This window comes from Lysinibacillus sp. FW301-JW8 (assembly GCF_058788755.1).
Window position 1 is genome coordinate 15,714 of sequence record NZ_JBYTBB010000034.1, and the last position, 18,308, is coordinate 34,021.

Sequence of the window (18,308 nt, forward strand, 5' to 3'; positions counted from 1 at the left end):
GGTTGTGGTTGTGGTTGTGGTTGTGGTTGTGGTTGTGGTTGTGGTTGTGGTTGTGGTTGTGGTTGTGGTTGTGGTTGTGGTTGTCTAATTTCCTTTTTCACTTGTTTTTGATTTTTCGCAAGATATATCGCATATCGAATAGAATTAATAACAACATCTAGTTCTAAATAAAAAGCGGGAGGACAACCTGGTCGCCAGTTTACTTCATACATCCAAATTTTTTGTTGCTCATCTAAGCCCACATCAATACCAATTTCATCAATGACCTCCCCAAATTGCACCATCTGAATTTCATCTAGATGTTTAGCTAATGTTAAGGAGAAATGCTCTAGCATACGTCGAATATCAAAGGCCTCTTCCTTGAATTCCTGCTCCAAAAAAGGATCTAAATAATTCGTAAATCCACCATTGTTAATATTCGGAATAATCGAACCAGGTGGTGCTATTCTCGGATAGACTGTTGTGATAACCCATTTACCCTCGCCATTTTTTTGCACGTGAAGACGGAAATCATAAACCTGACCTGCCTTCGTTTTAGATTGGATATAAGGCTGCATGATAAAGGTTCCTGTAGCAAGTTGCCCTTTAATTAATTCATCTAGCTGGTGCTTTGTATATACCCGATTTTCGCTATCCTTCCTTACCTCAAAATTCGCATTACCTGCTTTCGTTATAAAATAAATTCCTTTTCCCTTGCGGCCGTCTATCGGCTTAAATACGACTTTTTTATAGTAAGTAACAAACTTATGAAATAATTCAGCGTTCTTTACAATTTCTGTTGGAATTAAATACTTATCAAATTCCTTTGCTTCCTTAAGACGCTTCATTACGTTCCATTTATTCCCTATAGAATGTGTTGTAAATGGGATTTCTTCTTTTAGTTTATCAATAATTTCCTTTGAAACCGATAATTTTTCTGGACTACCTGCATTATAAATTACATCTGGGAAAGGCATTATTCTCTCGTGCCATTCACCATTTTCATATACCTTTGCTCTTATGGACCGTTTATTAAAATCTACACTTTTTGGTGTAAAATAAAAAAATTGAGCCCCTTCTGCTTTTGCAACGGCTGCATATGCATATGACTTAATAACGGTTGTTGGGTCTAGTCGATGATGCAACATTCCAATAATTGTCATTTATCTCTTCCTTTCATATGATTCTCTCTCTAATTAATTCAGCCAATGCAATGAGCATAAAGACAGATACTCTACATATCACATGATTTGTAGGTTTAATTTCATTACCATTTCGGTTCAATGATAAATTTTCCTTTTAGCATGTCAGGTTTTAATAATTGGATAGCTGATATACCACTTAATTCAATGGATTTTTCAGTGGCTGTTTTTTCTAACCTCACAACATCCGCTATTAAATTTGTATCTTTTCCTTCATAATCATAGGCTCGCAGCAATGAGACCGTCCCCCGACAACGTTCGATATCAACAGCCTCTATACGAAAATACTCTGTTTCAAACTGCTTGACAGTATCCATTAATCGTAAATGTGAGCCATCATGTGTTATTAGAAAGAAGGGAATTGTATCACTTCCAACAATTTTCAAAAGCAATTGACCAAAGTATTTAGAATGAAAATCCTTCATAACATCCTGTAGAACCTTTATATCGTTTAGTGCTTCACCTAGAAAATGATTTCTTCTTTTTTCATGATTCAATTTTCTCCAGCCCCTCCCACGGCTTTTTGAGCCATCTGTGACATTGAAGCCATAACAAATGATTCAACCCCTCTCGATATCATATGTAGAATGTAGGAATATGACGACTTTTTTCCTCATGTAAAAACTCAAACAATCGCAGCTCTGACGAAACAAATGGATTTAAACCATTACTACACAACTGAGCAAATAAAATCGTGCCATAGCAACTACATTGTTGTTATGGCTTTTCATATATTTTACTTCCCTATGTATTAAATAAATTTTCACATTGTTGTTTACCTTCTTCCAAATGAATCGTTATCTAATTAGGAGGGTTGATATGAATGAGAAATTTGGTATTCAATTACATGAAAAATTAAAAGCAGTATACTTTACACTGCTCAAAATGGGCGCTAATAAGCAAGATGCTGAGGATATATTGCAGGAGACAGCTTATCAGTTCATCAAATACATAGACGGGATTGATGCAAATTATGCGGAAGCTTGGCTTTACCGTGTAGCGATAAACAAATATTATGATGCCTTACGAAAGAAAAAGCATGCGAACAACTATGTACTCACGTTTCACTTGCAGGATTTACTAGATGAACAAACACCAGAATTATATGTTTTACAAAAAGAACTACAGACTACCATTCAACAAACGTTAAGCATGCTTCAGCCAAAAGAAATGGAGTTACTATTATTAAAATATAGCGCTGAATTAACGTTAAATGAAATCGCTATTCTTTTTAAAACGACAGATAAAAGCATTAAAACTCAGCTTGCCCGAGCACGCAAAAAATTTAGTGAGATTTTCGAAAGGACTGGTAATTATGGAGAAAATATCAATTATTAATAGCGATGAATCATTTCAACATTTAGTGAAGAGCGCTAAAAGAAAATCAGTAAAACGGATTATTATTGTTTCAATAAGTGTCTTTATAAGTATTGTTCTTATCTTATGGGGATTAATTGCCATGGGACAATATATTATGTATAAGGAAATGGATAAGCAATCTTTGCAGAATTATACTAACAGCCTATTCACAGGCGCAAATATTCAAACAAATAGTACTAACTACGATCATTTTTTCTTAGCAGGTACGACAAAATCCAATCAGTTTAAGGATATTAATGGTCATCAAATAAAATGGGGTATCATTGAACATTTTTATACAATCTTAGGAACAAAAGCGTATGTTGAAAATAATAGCTATCTAAATGGATACAATAATAATTATCGAGTATTTCAATTTTATCCATACAAAGAGCCAAAAATTGAAGACGATCTGGCTTATTTAAAAACTTTACCACCCTTCTATAATGTAGAGGTTGCTGTATCTTTCACAAAAGAAGTAACGTTTGAAGAGATGATTAAACAATTTCCAACTGCTCAATGGGCATGGATTATTCAAAATGGACTATTTGAATCTATAGAGGAAGAAAAAGAACATGCAGAAGAAATGAAAAAAGAAATGCCTACTTTTATATCCCCAAATTATGGTTTAGTAGATGGAGATTCAGCGTATGGCTTTCACATCTTAAACGATCAACCATTTCAGTCCGCGCAAAATTTTTTAGATGAAGTAGCTACATATGGTAACGATGAACAAGAAGCACTTGCTATTTTAAAAGAGAGAATAAAAGAGAGAGGAGAAGATGCAACAGGATTAAGTTTTCCATACCATGAAAAAGTATATGAAGCAGAGATTTTAAATAAGACTATTGGTGACGCAGATACACATTCTTTAAAGGTTAGTGGTGCCGTCTTAACTGGTACAATTGAAAACATCCTGCCCTATTTAGAAAAGGATGTTGTACACCATATAAGCGTAGGTGTTATTCTACCATACTAAGGAGGTACAAATTATGAGATTGTTTAGTTATCTATTTATACTTTTCTTTTTAATAGTATCTCCCTATTTTATTATTCATCATCAGCTACCAAGTCGATTCATACAAATGACTGCTCACTTTGTAATCATGCATCTAATAGCACTGCTTATTGTACATGCTGTGCTTCCTAACTCGCGTAAAACAATAAGCTTTTACCATACCATTTTTTCAATTGGATTATTCGTGCCCATTTTCTACTGTAGTCAAGTAATATTTGATCAATCAATTGAAAATATCCGCAGATTTTATAGCGTTATTCCAACTAGCTATATAATCGTATTATTAACAGTTATATTCGCTATTAATTTTTACAAGTTTAAAGATTCTTCCAAATAGAAAAAAACGTCCATTCATTTGGGCGTTTTCTTGTTGAGACACTATGGTGTTGTTTGTTGTTGATCTCCACGATTTAGCAGAATAACACCGCCAATAATCAAGACAATTCCAATAGCTGAGTTTAGATTAAATAAATCTCCCCATATAACGATTCCCACAATTACGGTAAGCGCGGTTCCTACTCCAGACCATATCGCATATGCCAGACTCAGTGGTAATGTTTTCAAGCATAGTGATAATGAGAAAAACGAAAGCCCATATCCGAATGCAACCGCTATTGATGGACCTAAAATTGTAAATGCCTCTGAAAACTTAAGCATTGTTGTCGCAAATACCTCACTAATAATCGATAACGTTAAAAACAGATAACCTCTCAATTGTTTATTCCTCCTTAATGACCACCACCAGCAAGATTAAGAACAATTACACCAATAATAATAAATAACATTCCATAAAGTTTTTTTCGATTCATTAATTCCTTATAAAAGATTACACCAACGATGGCTGTTAGTGCTGTTCCCACTCCAGCCCATATCGCATATGCAGTACCGATGGCTAAGGATTGCAATGTTAGGGAAAGAAAATAAAAAGCTGTACCATATCCAACTACAACACCGATAGACGGTAGTATACGTTTAAAGCCATCTGTTTGTTTTAACATTGAGCTGGCAAAAACCTCTGAGATGATTGCAATAAATAGAAAACCAAAAGTATTCATGTTTGATTGTCCCTCCTAACCCACTGTTTTCTCTGTTATACCTTATTTATTCGTAAATAAGAGACCCAAAGAGCATTCTACTCTTAGGGTCTCTATGATTCCTCATCCTCAACATATTCTAGAATATCTCCTGGCTGACACCCCAGTGCCTTACAGATTGCATTTAATGTAGAGAAACGCACGGCACGAACCTTTCCTGTTTTTAAATTGGATAGATTGACAATTGATACATCTACTTTTTCTGCTAGCTCACTTAGCTGCATTTTTCGATCTGCAAGCATTCGATCTAATCGAATAATTATTGTCATTTTTTCACTTCCTAAGCTGTTGCATCATATTCATCTTGTAAAAACGCTCCATAACGGAACACACGGGCAATCGTCCAAATGACTAATCCACATAGTAGAAGGGTCCAATTAACGCCAGTAAATTGATAGACCACCCCTTTGATTAATCCTGTATCGACTAGCAATTCTGCTAACTTAAATTGTTCAAAAATGGTATAGGCTACATACGTGCGGAATGCTTCAACTGTTAAGCTTAAAAAAACTATAGCATAAGCAATCCATTCCATTTTTTTACTATTTTTTGCTGAAAAAATAATTCCTTTGCTTAAGTTACTTAAGACATTTCTGACTTGTACAACGATAAATAATAAAAGAACTATGTATATTGTAGCAGTAAATAGTAATTTTACGACATTCAATTTGGAAAATTGAATGTCATCTGCTACTTTATTGGATAATACGATTTCCAAGCCTACAAACTGAATAGACGCAGCAATCTGCCCATGTACCAGTATATTATTTACTTCCTTTTCCGTCACTACAATTACTGCTACCAAAAGAACACCCAGTATTGTTAATGCAAAAATCATGAGAACCATTATAATGGTGAAAATTGTACGTAATCCTTTAGTTAACAATCGAAATTCCTTACTTTGGATAGTTTGCTCCATAATAAAGCATCCCCTTTCTTATTATTTAGTATACATACTATTTTATCTTTTTCAATAATTATTTAATGTTTATCATTAATTAATTATTATTTAAACTTAATAATGTATAAAAGCTAGAAAAGAAATACGCTATCTTTTCTAGCTTTTATGGTTATTTGTGTTTTAGTAATTGAGCCTTTATTAAATAGTCCCGTGCAACATCTACAATATTTTCACCTTCTACATTGACCTGATAATTCATTTCGCGCATTTCATCATCAGTGATGTGATCTGCCAGCTTATTTAAAGCTTTTTCAATGTCAGGATATTTTTCAATTGTTTCTTTTCTAAGTAGAGGTGCTCCTTGATAAGGCGGGAATAGCTCTTTATCATCTGCCAACACATGCAAATTGTATTGGCGTATTTCACTATCTGTTGAATAAGCATCTAATAAATCAATATTCCCAGATTTAATTGCTTGGTATCTTAGCTTTGGCTCCATTGTTGTAATATCCGAAAGTGTGATGCCATAGCGCTTTTGAATACCTATATAGCCATCTTCTCGATCATTGAATTCCAATGTGAAGCCTGCTTTTATAGACTCTTGAATCGGCTTAAGATCAGAAATTGTTTGCAAATGGTAGGCTTCGGCCATTTCTTTGGAAACTGCTAATGTATACGTATTATTGTATTTCATCGGACTTAACATCACCATTTCAAATTGCTTCATCATCCCTTCTTTAGCCTGATTATAGACATCTTCTTGATTGTTATTGACCGCTTCCTCTTTTAAAAATTCTGAAATAGCTGTTCCTGTAAACTCTGGATAGATATCAATACTGTCTGATTTCAGTGCATTAAATACAAATGAAGTCTTTCCAAGACCAGGTTTTAATTGTACCTTCAGGTCTGTTTCCTGCTCTATAAGCAATTTATACATATTAATGAGTATTTCAGGCTCTGATCCAAGCTTTCCGGCAATCACAATCTCCTCTTTTTCTGTGTTGTTTAGCAATGGTAAAATGATCATGAATAATGCCAAAATACTAATCATAGTTAAGGCTGTCATCGTTTTTCTAAATGACAAAAATTCTAATTTTTTTAGTAAAAAATCGAAAACTAGTGCTAAAATTGCTGCGGGAATAGCACCTAAAAGTAGAAGAAATGTATTATTTCGGTCAATACCGAGGAGAATAATATCCCCTAATCCCCCAGCACCAATTAAGGCCGCTAATGTTGCTGTTCCAACGATTAAAACCATTGCTGTTCGAATTCCTGCCATAATAACAGGCATGGCAAGTGGCAATTCTACTTTTAATAGCCGTTTTCTTGTATTCATTCCCATCGCCATCGCTGCCTCTTTTAAAGATGTCTCTACCTCATTAATGCCCGTATATGTGTTTCGTAATATTGGAAGAAGAGCATAGACCACTAAGGCAATAATGGCAGGTACTTTTCCAATACCGAACAGAGGTATTAATAAGCCAAGTAGAGCTAATGAAGGAATAGTTTGAAGAACCGCACTGACCCCAATAATAGTTTCTGCTATTTTCCTTTTATTTGTTAAATAAATACCTAGTGGAATGGCAATAATCACGGCAAAAAATAGCGCTATAAAGGAGATTTGTATATGTTCCAGTAATGCTGCCACTAACTGTCCTTTACGCTCAAGAAACATCTCAAAAAAATTAGCCATTTCCATTACCTCTTTCCAAAGAATCCTTCGCTAAATACTGCAGCATGGAAGCTCTAGATACCATACCAATCAATTTTCCATCCTCTTGAACACCTAAACAGTCATCTTGTGCTAACTTTTCAAGAATTGTAGCGAACGAATCATTGCTAAAAATGGTACCACCTAGCTTACTGGACGCAGTAATTGACTGCATGACTGTATGAATATCAAAAGGCTTGTACATATTGTTTAAGCCAATAAACTGTTGGACAAAGTTATTTACAGGGTTTTGGACAATTTCTTGAGGTGTGCCAATTTGAACAATTTCACCATCCTTCATCACACAGATCCGATCCCCTAATTTAAGTGCCTCCTGCATGTCATGGGATACAAAAACAATTGTTTTTTGTATAGAACGCTGCATATCCAATAAATCGTCCTGCAGCTTTGTACGGCTTATTGGATCTAACGCACTGAATGGCTCATCCATTAAAATAATTTCAGGGTCAGCCGCTAAGGCGCGAATAACTCCAACTCTTTGCTGTTCACCGCCAGATAACTCCTTTGGCTTACGCTGACGATATTTTTCAGGCTCAAGCCCAACCATCTTTAATAATTCTTCAACTCGCTTTTGGATTTTCGTTTTGCCCCAATTTTTTAATTCAGGCACAACCGCAATATTTTCTTCTATCGTCATATGTGGAAAAAGGGCAATTTGTTGTAATACATAGCCAATATTCCAGCGTAACTCATGAATATTATAATCACTTATTCTTTTGCCATTTATCCAGATAGTTCCTTCAGTTAAAGAAATTAATCGGTTAATCATTTTTAATAATGTAGTTTTGCCACATCCGCTTGGGCCGATAATAACAAAAAATTCACCCTTCTTTATTTCTATGTTCAGTGCTTTAACAGCCGTATGGTCATTGCCATATTTTTTTGAGACATTGTCAAATGTTATCATCTTTCATCTCCTTTGAATTTGCTAATGAAAGCTTAGTACTAGTGACATTATTTCACTTCTATATATTTCACAATCTAAAGCCTTTTCAAACATTTACCACTTTAACATAATTTCATCCAAAATATCTCTGGTTAATCTTTATTTAAAAATGTTTCTTTTCAACAGTTAATAGCTTTAAAGGTTAATAATACCATTTTCTTTTTTAATTTTGTGCCTGTATCTAACAATCTATGAAATTGACTGTTAATTGCCACTTATGAGAAGATGAAGAAAATAGAAATCGAAAGGTAGTGAAGTATGAACAATGAATTTCAATTTATGCCTATCAGCCAACTAGCTGAAAGATTTCCAGAAGACTCTTGGTGGGCAAAATTTCACAAGGATTTTAGCGATGATGAGATTGCTGCTTATTATGAGGGTGATTTGACACTCCCTTTCCTAGATTTGGATTGGGGCAAGCCTTTCCCAGAACAAGAAAATACAATCACCATTTTTATTGATGGTAATTTCACGGTAGACAATCTCTACAATGCAGAAACAGATGGTGCTATAGGGCTAACCGTGATGGGCAATTTGGCAGCTAAAAATATAGCTGTAGGCGGTCAAGAAATCTATGTACACGGTCATTTGACAGTTGGGGATATTTTGAGCGGCTCCTATAATCACGGAGAAACGATTGTGAAAGGTAATCTTCATGCAACGGTTTTAGTTCAGGATGACGAGTATCGCATCAAAGTAGATGGACAGAAGCAGTTAATGTGTCTAGTAAACATTTGGCATGGAGACGGTGTTTTTCAGGACCTTCCCGTAAAGATTCAGGATGTGTTAACCGAAGAGGTATTTCTGAACATGGATGACGATGACGATGATGAGGATGACGATGAGATTGGTTTTTCATTCGATACACTCGTCAGAATTCTTAAAGAAGGACGTTCCCCTCTTACTAATTTAAATGGAATCTACCAAAGAAAGAAAGCAGCTCATTTATATTTTACGCATAGCAACATAGATTTGGAAAATATTCTGAAGCTGACGCAATCTATTCTTATGATAGAAGATAAGACAACTTTTAATTTTGAGGAGCGAGATGTGCATTTCACTGTTCAGCAGGAGCATATTGATGCAGATGGTGACAAATGCAACAACAGTGTGTACATAAAGACTTCACAGTACCATTATTTTATTTGGCTCGATGAAGATCAATCCATTTCTCTATTGAGAAAAACCTTAGACGAAGGAGCCGAGTGGAGGGATATTACAGAAGTGTCACAGGAGTATTTATCGGATCTGAATGCTCACTGGATTTTGCTGTTGACCTGTGTAAATGTAGCAGAGCTTTATTTACGGGACATTGAAATCCAATATGTGAAGGATATTTTGCAGCATCCAGAAATTCAAGCACTAGATGAGGAAAATGATGGTTTCTGGGATGGTTCCAAATATTACAGCTTCCGTCAATCGTATATAGATGAAGATGGTGACATTATACACGCTCGGGTTGAAATTATGACTCCTGACGAAACATATTATTTTTATACACTTGACAATCATTCCTATGTTTCTCGATACTATCAACCTCCTAACCATTATGGCTGCCTAGATATATCTTATTTGGATGCTAGACTCTGGGAAGCTTCTGAACAATATTTCGAGGGCTTCAAACAGTTTATGTCCAATCAATTTTGATCAATTATGCCTCGGCATAATTGCGTCCGGAATCGGCTTTGTGCTTACACAAAGTACTCCTTTCCGATTCCGTGACATCCGCCGGAGGCTTTAACTTCTTTCAGCGGGTGTTTGGACACCCTCTAAAAAGTAGCTTAAATTCACATTCATCTCACCACCTATAGAGGTGGTGACTTCTGCTGAAAGAAGTTAAACTTAATTAGGAACTAATTGATGTTAATGACGTTCTATTAATGATGGAATCTATGCAACTAAACATCTCTTTATTTCTCTTGCACTCTTTGCAATAATTAGAGATAGTTAAACTTTGATAGAAAGGAGGGAGATGTTGTAATCCACCAACATCAATGAAACCATGAAATACGTCATAAATTTCTTCAAAGGTCTAATGATTGCTACTATCGTTATCTGTATTTCGTTTTTTATGGTAACGCAGCTGTTCAATACGCATGAAACAACAGTTCCTGAAGTTGTGGATGATCGTCCAAGCGTAGAAGAATTTATTGGCTCTATTGCAGAAACTGCACGAAAACTTGGAGCTGATAATGATTTATACGCATCTGTTATGATTGCACAAGCCATTTTAGAAAGTGAGCATGGTCAAAGTGGACTTGGCGCTGCACCTAATAACAATTTATTTGGGATGAAAGGTCGTTACCAAAATAACTCGGTAACACTTGAAACATCTGAGGACGATGGTTCTGGTAACATGACAACTGTGATGGCTGAATTTCGCAAATATCCTTCCTATGAAGAATCCATGAAAGACTATGTAAAATTATTGCGTAACGGTGTCTCCTGGAATAAGGATTTCTATGCAGGAGTATTTAAAAGCAATACAAAATCCTATACAGATGCTACTAAATTTTTAACAGGTTCTTATGCAACAGATTCCAAATACAATGAAAAACTCAATACTGTCATTGCAAAATATGATCTAAATCAATACGATAGTCCTGTAAAAAATAAAAAAACGATTACCGTAACAGACGGTGATTCTCTTACGCATATTGCAGAGGCACATAAAGTGAAAGTAACATCCCTTAAACAATGGAATCAGCTCCGATCTGATAAAATCGAAGCAGGCCAAGAATTAAATATTTTTCAATATTAATATCTCCACGCTACTTTGGGAAACCCCTTTGTGGCATGGAGATTTTTAATATTAATATCTTCTTTTACAAACATTTATAGCAACAATCCAAATCGTATCTTTCAATTAATTACTGATTCGTCAATCTTTGAATCACTGTCTCAACTTCAAAAACACGTTTATTTAATGCACCCGTCCTATCCTCTACTTGATGAGCAATTTTTTTAGTGAAATTCCCTAAATTTTCAACAATGTTTTTCTGAAGCTCAGCTTGTCCAGCTTTTAGCTCCTGTACATCACTTTCAATTTTATCTAAGCGCTGCTCAATACCGTCAAATCGTTTATCCATGCCATCTAATCGTTGATTAATCGGTGCTAACTCTTCCCTTAAAACGGAACGTAATAATTCTTTTAAATCAGTGTCCAATACATCCCCTCCTATCCTTTTACTTTTGATTTATTATAGCATAATATAATCCCATTCTAACTATCTATTATTAACAAATCATAGGGGATATACATCGATTTTATCTGCTATTTACCAGTAAGAAATTTCATGGTCTTCCATCCCCTTTTCACCTATGACGATTGCATATTTTACCCCCATAGTTTTATGAAAACAAAAAAGATGCACTCTGTTTTTATAGAGGGCACTGAAAAAGTCGATTTGCCACAAAAATTGTGATGCAAATCGACTTTTTTAAGTTTTCAAATCTAACAAAAGACAAATTTCTAATATAAAAAAGTGAATTTTTTTAGTTTTTCAGTGCCCTTGTTTTTATACAGAAGCATCTTCCTCAACAAAGGTATTCTCGAAATGATTGGAAATAAACAATTGCACCAATTCGCTTCTCCACATTCATTAAAATATAATTAAATAAATATGCTTCCCGCAGCCGTAAGTGTAGAAACAGCTAGGTCTTTGCGATAAAGTGGATGTTTGCTATCCAAACTATTTATACTTACCTCACTCCCACCAAGTGAAGAATGAATATAAAGACTATCCCCCATATATAAGGCCATATGTCCTGGAAAATATAATAGATCGCCCTTTTGCAGGTTCTCAAAAGATATTTGTTTAATCGGAAACCCATCAACAATTTTAGCATCTCGGTAAATCAGTACTCCATTTAGCATATAAGCCATTGAACAAAGCCCTGAACAATCAATGCCTAAAGGTGATTTACCTCCCCAGCGGTAGGGAGTAGCTAAATAGCTAAGCGCTGTTTGCACAACATTTTCTCGGAATTGCGAGTCTGGTAATTTATTTTTAGCAACTTTTGGTTGAAGCCATTTTCTTCGTGCATATCCAATTTCACCAGACGCTATTTGTATAGCCACCCACTCTGGGTCGTTTACTTCTATTGATAAAGATCGTACAATTGAACCTTTTACGAGCGTCATTATTTTGCTACTTTGAATTCGCGGATATTGTAGAATATCTGCGAAGTTTTGAATAATGTAATGGTTGGCTTCTTGTAGCCAAGCGTTTGTTTCTTCCTCGTCCGCAATTAAACATTTTTTCTGGCAAAACCCCTCATATCGATAGGCTGTTTGTACACGTACCCAATTAGCATCTATGTTGGCAATGATCTGTACAGGCATGCCATTAAGTACCTCGTCCACCAGTTCGGATTCTTCCTGTGGTATAGCATGTAAATTTGCAATCATTGCTGTCACAACAGCATTCATTTGATCACCCCCTTCGCTTCACAAAATGCTCATACGCAATTTTTGATATCCGACCGATAAGCTGCTTTGCATACTCATTGTTTGTTACCTCAGTTATAAAAACACCTATCAGATAATCATTTGAGCCATTATAAACAATCCCAACATCATGATCGACTGTTTCAAGACCACCTGTTTTATGAGCCATTTTCACATCATCTACTAGATAACGTTTTAGTGATTCATGGACACGCTGGCGATTTAAGATATCAATTGTCAACTTACTAAATTTTGTAGATAAAAGGTCTTGTTGGTAGATACGTGAAAAAGATGGGCCATATCATTTGCTGAAGTGAGATTGTCAATTCCTCTTTCTAACTTTTCGAAATCCATCATCTTCCTTTGCAATTTCGTTTGATGAAGACCAATTTGTCGAAAATAATGGTTGAGGACATCCATTCCGATAAAGTCAATCAGGACATTGGTAGCTACATTATCACTGGTAATAATCATCCACACCAATAGCTCATAGATAGTACTTCGTTCAATTTGCTGTTCACTGATAACACTATAGTCAACCCATTCTTCTGGTGCTATTCTAATCTCTTGATGGACATCTTGATTGTAGCGCTCTAAATGGGTCAACACCCCAAGTAAAATAGGTACTTTAATTAAACTAGCACTGGAAAAAACCGCATGTAGCTTTTCCTGTATGAAATAGTGATTTGTATTTGGGTCTTTGACAAATAAATGTACGTTATATGGAGCTTCTTCTAGCATTCTTTGAATAGCAGGTTCCATATAACATACCTACTCAATAACTCTTATTTGTTGGTTTTCTGTATTCAAGGAGATGGTGCTACCAAGAGGTAAAGACATTGTAGGTAAACAGTGACCACACGTTAAATCCATTATAATGGGCTTTTTTAGTGGCACTAAAATCTCTTGAAAAATAGTCTGTAACGATAAACTATACTCTGGATGCTTCGGGTTATCTGGCCCGCAATTAGTCCAAGCTCCTAATAAAATGCCCGCAGCCTCATCAAGCTTGCCCGCTAATTTAAGCTGTGTGAGCATTCGATCTACCCGATGTTCAGTTTCATCAATATCCTCTAAAAATAATATTTTATTCTTTGTATCTATTTCATATGGGGTGCCAAGTGAGGCTGTTACTAGTGTTAGGTTTCCTCCAATTAGCTGTCCTGTTGCTTGACCAGCAGCAAGCGTTGTCATACTGCGACCTAGTGGGTTTTTAAGCAGGTAATCATGACAAGTTGTTGCCATCACCAGTTGTTTAAAAGAGTCCCATGTATATTCATCCATACCCTGCTGAATAAATTCCGTTGATGGCATCGGCGTATGATAGGTCACAAAGCCACATTTCTGATTAATGGCGATGTGTAAAGCTGTAACATCGCTATAACCAGCAAAGACTTTTGGATTGGCTCTTATTACATCGAAATCTAAAAGTGGTAGAATTCTTGTAGCCCCATAACCTCCACGAATACAGAAGATACCATCAATCGTTGAATCATTAAACATTTGATTTACGTCAGATGCACGAAGTTGATCAGTTCCCGCTAAATAACCGTGCCTTGCCTGACATGTTTCTCCAACAACAACCTTTAATCCAAGCTTTTCAACACTTTCTATAGCTGGCTTTAATTTGTCAGGTGGAGTGGCCCCTGAAGCACTAATAAGACCTACTGTATCCCCTATTTTTAAAGCTTTTGGAAATATCATTTGTATACCTCCATTTGTAGAGATGCTTGATATTTTGCCATTTCCTGCTCATTTGCCAAGACAAAATGCCCTTCTTCTACCTCCTTAAACGTCGGAGGATTTCTATCATAACAATGCTGTGCTGGATCATAGATTTCTACGATTTTATTACGCTCCTTATAGGGATTAGGCTCTGGTACGGCTGATAGCAATGCTCGCGTATAGGGATGAATAGGATTAGAAAACAGCCGCTCAGTTTCTGCTAGCTCAACGATTCTTCCCTTATAAATAACTGCTGTTCTGTCCGTAATAAAGCGGACTACCGACAAATCATGTGCAATAAATAAGTAGGTTAAATTTTTTTGCTGCTGTAGGTTTGCTAATAAATTTAAAACTTGTGCACGAATAGAGACATCTAAGGCCGAAATGGGTTCATCTGCAATAATAAATTCCGGCTCCATTACCAAAGCTCGTGCAATGCCTATACGCTGACGTTGACCTCCTGAAAATTCATGTGGAAAGCGACTTGAAAACTCTGGTAATAATCCTACATTTAAAAGTGCAGTCCGCACCTTTTGTTGGCGATCCACATCATTGTTATAGTTTTTTGTATTGAGCAATCCCTCAGAGATAATATAATCAACTTTTGCCCGTTCATTAAGGGATGCCATAGGGTCTTGAAAAATCATTTGGATTTTCTGGGTAATTTCCCGATCCCAGCTTTTTGTAATTTTCCCATGAATGTTCCGACCACGATAAATGATCTCCCCCTCAGTCACATCATTGATACGCATCATGGCTCGACCTATTGTAGTTTTCCCTGAGCCTGATTCTCCCACTAAGCCAAATATTTCACCTTTAAAAATAGTAAAGCTAACATCATTGATTGCCATAAATTTATGCTTACCCTTACCAAAAGCTATCTTTAAATTTTTAACCTCAACTAGAATCTCCTTATGACTCATGTGCGTATCGTCTCCCTTCTTCAAAAAATGATTGCAGTGCTTCAGGAGGTTGTACTTTAGGAGCAAGAGGATCTAACAGCCATGTACGGGCATAATGTGTATCACTTACTTGAAAAAATGGAGGACGTTCCACAAAATCAATCTTTAACGCGTATGGATTGCGTGGTGCAAAGGCATCTCCTTTAATATCTTGGAACAGATTTGGCGGTGTGCCCTTAATGGAATAAAGCTGCTCGCCCTTTGAGCCTAGTTGTGGTAATGAGGAAATGAGTGCCCATGTATAGGGGTGCTTAGCATTAAAGAAAATTTCATGTGTCTTACCAATTTCGATAATATCTCCTGCATACATAACAGCGATTCGATCGGCTACCTTAGCAACAACACCTAAATCATGTGTGATGTAAACGGTTGTTAGCTCATATTTTTGTTGGAGATGCTTTAAAAGCTGTAAAATTTGCGCTTGTATTGTAACGTCTAGGGCTGTTGTCGGTTCATCGCAAATTAATATTTTGGGTTTACAAGCTAATGCAATAGCGATGACTATTCGTTGACGCATTCCACCAGAAAATTCATGTGGATATTGCCTGAAACGTTTTTCCACATCGTGAATGCCAACATCCTTTAATAATTTCAAGGTTTCTACATATGCCGCTTTCCCCCTTAGAGATTGATGTAAAATAACACATTCCTCGATTTGCTTGCCAATCGTTTTCAGCGGATTTAATGATGTCATTGGGTCCTGAGTCACCATCGCCACTTCTTTTCCTCGAATAGCTTCCCAATCCCGCTCAGTGTTAAATTGTGTCAAATCCCAGTTGTTGTAGATAATCTGCCCCTGATCGATGTAACCATTTTTATCAAGCAAGCCCATGATTGATTTCATTAGCACCGATTTTCCCGAGCCCGATTCACCCACTATTGCCATACTTTCACCTTTATACAAATCAAGGGAGATATTACGAATGGCTGTTAGCACCCTGCCACGAAGCGAAAATTTAATCACTAGGTTTTGCATAGTTAAAATACGAGATAGTGCTTGTGTCAATATCCTCACCCTTTATACGTGATTTTTGGGGTCTGCTGCATCTGCAAATGAATTTCCTATAATATAAAATGCAATTGTAATCACACTTAAAACGATACTCGGAAATATAAGCTGATATCGTAATTCTGGAGACATCATTAGCACCCGTCCTTCATTAATTAAATTCCCTAAAGACGGCTCACTAATTGGTAGGCCTAATCCAATGTAGGTTAAAAAAACCTCAGCACCAATAGCAAATGGAATTGCCAGACTCATGCGTAGCATTATGACTGAAATCAGATAAGGTAATAGGTTTTTTAAAATAATGCGATAATCTGGTGTCCCTAAACATTTTGACGCTAAGTTATATTCACGATCACGCAAAATGACAATTTGATTGCGAATAAACCTTGCCATTTCAACCCAGCCTGTAATACACATCGCAATAATAATGGTGGAAACACTAGGTCGTAAAATATATGACATTAAAATCAATACAATGGTTGTCGGAATATTATCAACGATGTTGTATAGTTGTGTAATTGGCAACTCCAATTTACGCGAAAAGCCCCAAAGTGTACCAATTGTTATTCCTATAATAGCTTCTACTATGGCTACAGCGCAGCCAATCAATAAAGAGGTCCTTGTCCCTGCCCAAATACGAGACCATAAATCCTGTCCAATGGAGTTTGTCCCAAACCAAAATTCAGTATTTGGAGCAATATTCCGTGCCTGTAGGCCTGTTTGTTCATCTAAATAAATTTCAGTAGGAGACTTTTGCGCTGGTAGATACGGTTGAAGAATTGTGAAGGTTACGATCATTAGCACGCCGACTAACAAAAAGATGGCAATTCGATTTTTTAAAAAGGATTTCCAGGTTGAACGCCAATAGGAATAGTTTGAGTAGGCTGTTTCTTCTGCCTGACGCTCATCCGTTACTGCAAATTCAAATAATGCTTCACGTGATCTATGAGAAATATTATTAATTTCCTCTGAATACATACCCATTAGCGTACACTCTCCCCTTTCCCCAATTTAATCCGTGGATCAACAAGTGCCATGGCAATATCCCCTAAAATCAATCCAATAATCCCAAGTGAAGAAAAAACAAGGACTAAGCCCTGTACAATGGTGTTATCTTGGCGCTGTATCGCATCAACGAGTAAGCCACCCATTCCAGGAATAGAGTACAGAGATTCAATATAAATGGAGCCGGTAATTGTAAAAAGAATCGTTGCAGGTAAATATTGTGCCATAGGGATAAAGGCATTTCGTAAAACATGTTTAAACATTAATGTCCGCTCTTTCATGCCTTTTGCTCGTGCTAGCTTAATATAATCTTTGTTTAATTCATCCACCATATAACGTCGCATCCACATGGCATAGGAGGCAGTTGGTGCTAATGCCATTGAAGCAAGTGGTAAAATCCAAGTAATGGGCTTATACACATCAAAAAGCATTGGCAAATGGAAAATTTCCGTAATATACATTTGTATAACTAAATAGTAAACAGCAGCTGGCACTGCAACGACAATCACTATATAGCCAGTCCCCAATCGATCCAGCCAACGCCCTTTCATTTGAGCCATTAAAATACCAAGTGGAACACCAAGCATTAGAGATAACACAACAGCCCCTAAACCGAAAGCCAAGGAATACATAATTTTATCTGCAATAATTGTAACGACTGGTACATCTGTCCTGTAGGTAACAGATTTCCCCAAATCTCCTTGGAACAATTTACTGTAAAAGTTACCTAGTTGCACCAATAAAGGATCACGTAATCCTAAATTTGTTAAATAGATTTCTTGTTGCGCAGGCGACATTTTATCAGCTGCTGCTCCTAAATAGCCTTCCTCTGGCATTAATCGTAATAATGAAAAAACAATTGTTAGGATGATAAAAAGAGTAACCACAGATTGTAAGAGTCGCTTCACTATATACCACAGCATGGA

At 36.3% G+C, this 18,308-nt stretch carries 20 protein-coding genes and 1 pseudogene; 5 read left to right on the forward strand and 16 right to left on the reverse strand.

Annotated features, from left to right (window positions below):
* Nucleotides 1-1,142 (reverse strand): YheC/YheD family endospore coat-associated protein (locus AC3WOM_RS14500; RefSeq protein ID WP_492447352.1); only part of this gene is annotated, 1,142 nt, incomplete at its 3' end.
* A 104-nt stretch (nucleotides 1,143-1,246) separates the two neighbouring features.
* Nucleotides 1,247-1,678: a hypothetical protein gene (locus AC3WOM_RS14505; RefSeq protein ID WP_492447353.1), complete on the reverse strand. Its 432-nt coding sequence runs from the start codon at nucleotides 1,676-1,678 to the stop codon at nucleotides 1,247-1,249.
* Between the two features lie 322 nt (nucleotides 1,679-2,000).
* On the opposite strand from AC3WOM_RS14505, the gene AC3WOM_RS14510 reads away from it, so the two are divergent.
* From AC3WOM_RS14510 to AC3WOM_RS14520, 3 genes are read left to right on the forward strand one after another with little or no spacing between them, the layout of a single operon-like run.
* Nucleotides 2,001-2,519 carry an RNA polymerase sigma factor gene (locus AC3WOM_RS14510; RefSeq protein ID WP_492447354.1) on the forward strand — a complete coding sequence of 173 codons (519 nt, stop codon included), beginning with the start codon at nucleotides 2,001-2,003 and terminating at the stop codon, nucleotides 2,517-2,519.
* Nucleotides 2,497-3,519, forward strand: coding sequence for an anti sigma factor C-terminal domain-containing protein (locus AC3WOM_RS14515; RefSeq protein ID WP_492447355.1), 1,023 nt, complete (start codon nucleotides 2,497-2,499; stop codon nucleotides 3,517-3,519). Before AC3WOM_RS14510 ends, AC3WOM_RS14515 begins: the two co-directional genes overlap by 23 nt.
* Nucleotides 3,520-3,532: 13 nt before the next feature.
* A complete protein-coding gene (locus AC3WOM_RS14520) occupies nucleotides 3,533-3,895 on the forward strand; it encodes a hypothetical protein (protein ID WP_492447356.1) in 363 nt (120 codons plus the stop codon).
* Nucleotides 3,896-3,936: 41 nt separating this feature from the next.
* On the opposite strand, the gene AC3WOM_RS14525 is transcribed toward AC3WOM_RS14520, so the two are convergent.
* The 6 genes from AC3WOM_RS14525 to AC3WOM_RS14550 form a co-directional block, all read right to left on the reverse strand.
* Nucleotides 3,937-4,272, reverse strand: a complete 336-nt coding sequence (locus AC3WOM_RS14525) for a DMT family transporter (protein ID WP_492447357.1) — start codon at nucleotides 4,270-4,272, stop codon at nucleotides 3,937-3,939.
* 14 nt (nucleotides 4,273-4,286) lie between these two features.
* Nucleotides 4,287-4,613: a DMT family transporter gene (locus AC3WOM_RS14530; RefSeq protein WP_492447358.1), complete on the reverse strand. Its 327-nt coding sequence runs from the start codon at nucleotides 4,611-4,613 to the stop codon at nucleotides 4,287-4,289.
* A 92-nt stretch (nucleotides 4,614-4,705) separates the two neighbouring features.
* Nucleotides 4,706-4,921, reverse strand: coding sequence for a helix-turn-helix domain-containing protein (locus AC3WOM_RS14535; RefSeq protein ID WP_283871906.1), 216 nt, complete (start codon nucleotides 4,919-4,921; stop codon nucleotides 4,706-4,708).
* An 11-nt stretch (nucleotides 4,922-4,932) separates the two neighbouring features.
* A complete protein-coding gene (locus tag AC3WOM_RS14540; protein WP_492447359.1) occupies nucleotides 4,933-5,571 on the reverse strand; it encodes a DUF2975 domain-containing protein in 639 nt (212 codons plus the stop codon).
* 151 nt (nucleotides 5,572-5,722) lie between these two features.
* Entirely contained in the window at nucleotides 5,723-7,246 is a 1,524-nt protein-coding gene (locus AC3WOM_RS14545) for an ABC transporter permease/substrate-binding protein (RefSeq protein ID WP_492447360.1), read from the reverse strand.
* Nucleotides 7,239-8,192 (reverse strand): ABC transporter ATP-binding protein, encoded by a 954-nt coding sequence (locus AC3WOM_RS14550; RefSeq protein WP_492447361.1) that lies wholly within the window; start codon nucleotides 8,190-8,192, stop codon nucleotides 7,239-7,241. Before AC3WOM_RS14550 ends, AC3WOM_RS14545 begins: the two co-directional genes overlap by 8 nt.
* Nucleotides 8,193-8,489: 297 nt before the next feature.
* Here AC3WOM_RS14550 and AC3WOM_RS14555 point away from each other — a divergent pair, with 297 nt between their 5' ends.
* The gene (locus AC3WOM_RS14555; RefSeq protein WP_492447362.1) at nucleotides 8,490-9,878 is read left to right on the forward strand and encodes a hypothetical protein; all 1,389 of its coding nucleotides are present in this window, start codon (nucleotides 8,490-8,492) and stop codon (nucleotides 9,876-9,878) included.
* Nucleotides 9,879-10,233: 355 nt separating this feature from the next.
* Complete coding sequence (locus tag AC3WOM_RS14560; RefSeq protein WP_492447363.1) at nucleotides 10,234-10,992, forward strand: glucosaminidase domain-containing protein; 759 nt, start codon at nucleotides 10,234-10,236, stop codon at nucleotides 10,990-10,992.
* Between the two features lie 109 nt (nucleotides 10,993-11,101).
* Here the strand turns inward: AC3WOM_RS14560 and AC3WOM_RS14565 are convergent, their stop codons facing one another.
* The 8 genes and pseudogenes from AC3WOM_RS14565 to AC3WOM_RS14600 form a co-directional block, all read right to left on the reverse strand.
* Nucleotides 11,102-11,398, reverse strand: coding sequence for a hypothetical protein (locus AC3WOM_RS14565; protein ID WP_492447364.1), 297 nt, complete (start codon nucleotides 11,396-11,398; stop codon nucleotides 11,102-11,104).
* A gap of 446 nt (nucleotides 11,399-11,844) precedes the next feature.
* Nucleotides 11,845-12,663, reverse strand: coding sequence for a C40 family peptidase (locus tag AC3WOM_RS14570; RefSeq protein WP_427545606.1), 819 nt, complete (start codon nucleotides 12,661-12,663; stop codon nucleotides 11,845-11,847).
* Between the two features lie 4 nt (nucleotides 12,664-12,667).
* Nucleotides 12,668-13,443: pseudogene (locus AC3WOM_RS14575) on the reverse strand (serine hydrolase).
* Nucleotides 13,444-13,452: 9 nt separating this feature from the next.
* Nucleotides 13,453-14,385 (reverse strand): S66 peptidase family protein, encoded by a 933-nt coding sequence (locus tag AC3WOM_RS14580; protein WP_492447365.1) that lies wholly within the window; start codon nucleotides 14,383-14,385, stop codon nucleotides 13,453-13,455.
* Nucleotides 14,382-15,329, reverse strand: a complete 948-nt coding sequence (locus AC3WOM_RS14585; RefSeq protein ID WP_492447366.1) for an ATP-binding cassette domain-containing protein — start codon at nucleotides 15,327-15,329, stop codon at nucleotides 14,382-14,384. Before AC3WOM_RS14585 ends, AC3WOM_RS14580 begins: the two co-directional genes overlap by 4 nt.
* Nucleotides 15,319-16,344, reverse strand: a complete 1,026-nt coding sequence (locus AC3WOM_RS14590) for an ABC transporter ATP-binding protein (RefSeq protein ID WP_492447385.1) — start codon at nucleotides 16,342-16,344, stop codon at nucleotides 15,319-15,321. The genes AC3WOM_RS14585 and AC3WOM_RS14590 overlap by 11 nt, the downstream gene beginning before the upstream one ends.
* A gap of 42 nt (nucleotides 16,345-16,386) precedes the next feature.
* Nucleotides 16,387-17,361: an ABC transporter permease gene (locus AC3WOM_RS14595; protein ID WP_492447367.1), complete on the reverse strand. Its 975-nt coding sequence runs from the start codon at nucleotides 17,359-17,361 to the stop codon at nucleotides 16,387-16,389.
* The gene (locus AC3WOM_RS14600) at nucleotides 17,361-18,305 is read right to left on the reverse strand and encodes an ABC transporter permease (protein ID WP_427545596.1); all 945 of its coding nucleotides are present in this window, start codon (nucleotides 18,303-18,305) and stop codon (nucleotides 17,361-17,363) included. The genes AC3WOM_RS14595 and AC3WOM_RS14600 overlap by 1 nt, the downstream gene beginning before the upstream one ends.
* Nucleotides 18,306-18,308: the final 3 nt, after the last annotated feature.

Coding starts and splice junctions, on each gene's coding strand:
- AC3WOM_RS14510 (WP_492447354.1), top strand. CDS start 2,001: ATGAATGAGAAATTTGGTATTCAATTACATGAAAAATTAAAAGCAGTA.
- AC3WOM_RS14515 (WP_492447355.1), top strand. CDS start 2,497: ATGGAGAAAATATCAATTATTAATAGCGATGAATCATTTCAACATTTA.
- AC3WOM_RS14520 (WP_492447356.1), top strand. CDS start 3,533: ATGAGATTGTTTAGTTATCTATTTATACTTTTCTTTTTAATAGTATCT.
- AC3WOM_RS14530 (WP_492447358.1), bottom strand. CDS start 4,613: ATGAATACTTTTGGTTTTCTATTTATTGCAATCATCTCAGAGGTTTTT.
- AC3WOM_RS14535 (WP_283871906.1), bottom strand. CDS start 4,921: ATGACAATAATTATTCGATTAGATCGAATGCTTGCAGATCGAAAAATG.
- AC3WOM_RS14540 (WP_492447359.1), bottom strand. CDS start 5,571: ATGGAGCAAACTATCCAAAGTAAGGAATTTCGATTGTTAACTAAAGGA.
- AC3WOM_RS14545 (WP_492447360.1), bottom strand. CDS start 7,246: ATGGCTAATTTTTTTGAGATGTTTCTTGAGCGTAAAGGACAGTTAGTG.
- AC3WOM_RS14550 (WP_492447361.1), bottom strand. CDS start 8,192: ATGATAACATTTGACAATGTCTCAAAAAAATATGGCAATGACCATACG.
- AC3WOM_RS14555 (WP_492447362.1), top strand. CDS start 8,490: ATGAACAATGAATTTCAATTTATGCCTATCAGCCAACTAGCTGAAAGA.
- AC3WOM_RS14560 (WP_492447363.1), top strand. CDS start 10,234: ATGAAATACGTCATAAATTTCTTCAAAGGTCTAATGATTGCTACTATC.
- AC3WOM_RS14570 (WP_427545606.1), bottom strand. CDS start 12,663: ATGAATGCTGTTGTGACAGCAATGATTGCAAATTTACATGCTATACCA.
- AC3WOM_RS14580 (WP_492447365.1), bottom strand. CDS start 14,385: ATGATATTTCCAAAAGCTTTAAAAATAGGGGATACAGTAGGTCTTATT.
- AC3WOM_RS14585 (WP_492447366.1), bottom strand. CDS start 15,329: ATGAGTCATAAGGAGATTCTAGTTGAGGTTAAAAATTTAAAGATAGCT.
- AC3WOM_RS14590 (WP_492447385.1), bottom strand. CDS start 16,344: ATGCAAAACCTAGTGATTAAATTTTCGCTTCGTGGCAGGGTGCTAACA.
- AC3WOM_RS14595 (WP_492447367.1), bottom strand. CDS start 17,361: ATGGGTATGTATTCAGAGGAAATTAATAATATTTCTCATAGATCACGT.
- AC3WOM_RS14600 (WP_427545596.1), bottom strand. CDS start 18,305: ATGCTGTGGTATATAGTGAAGCGACTCTTACAATCTGTGGTTACTCTT.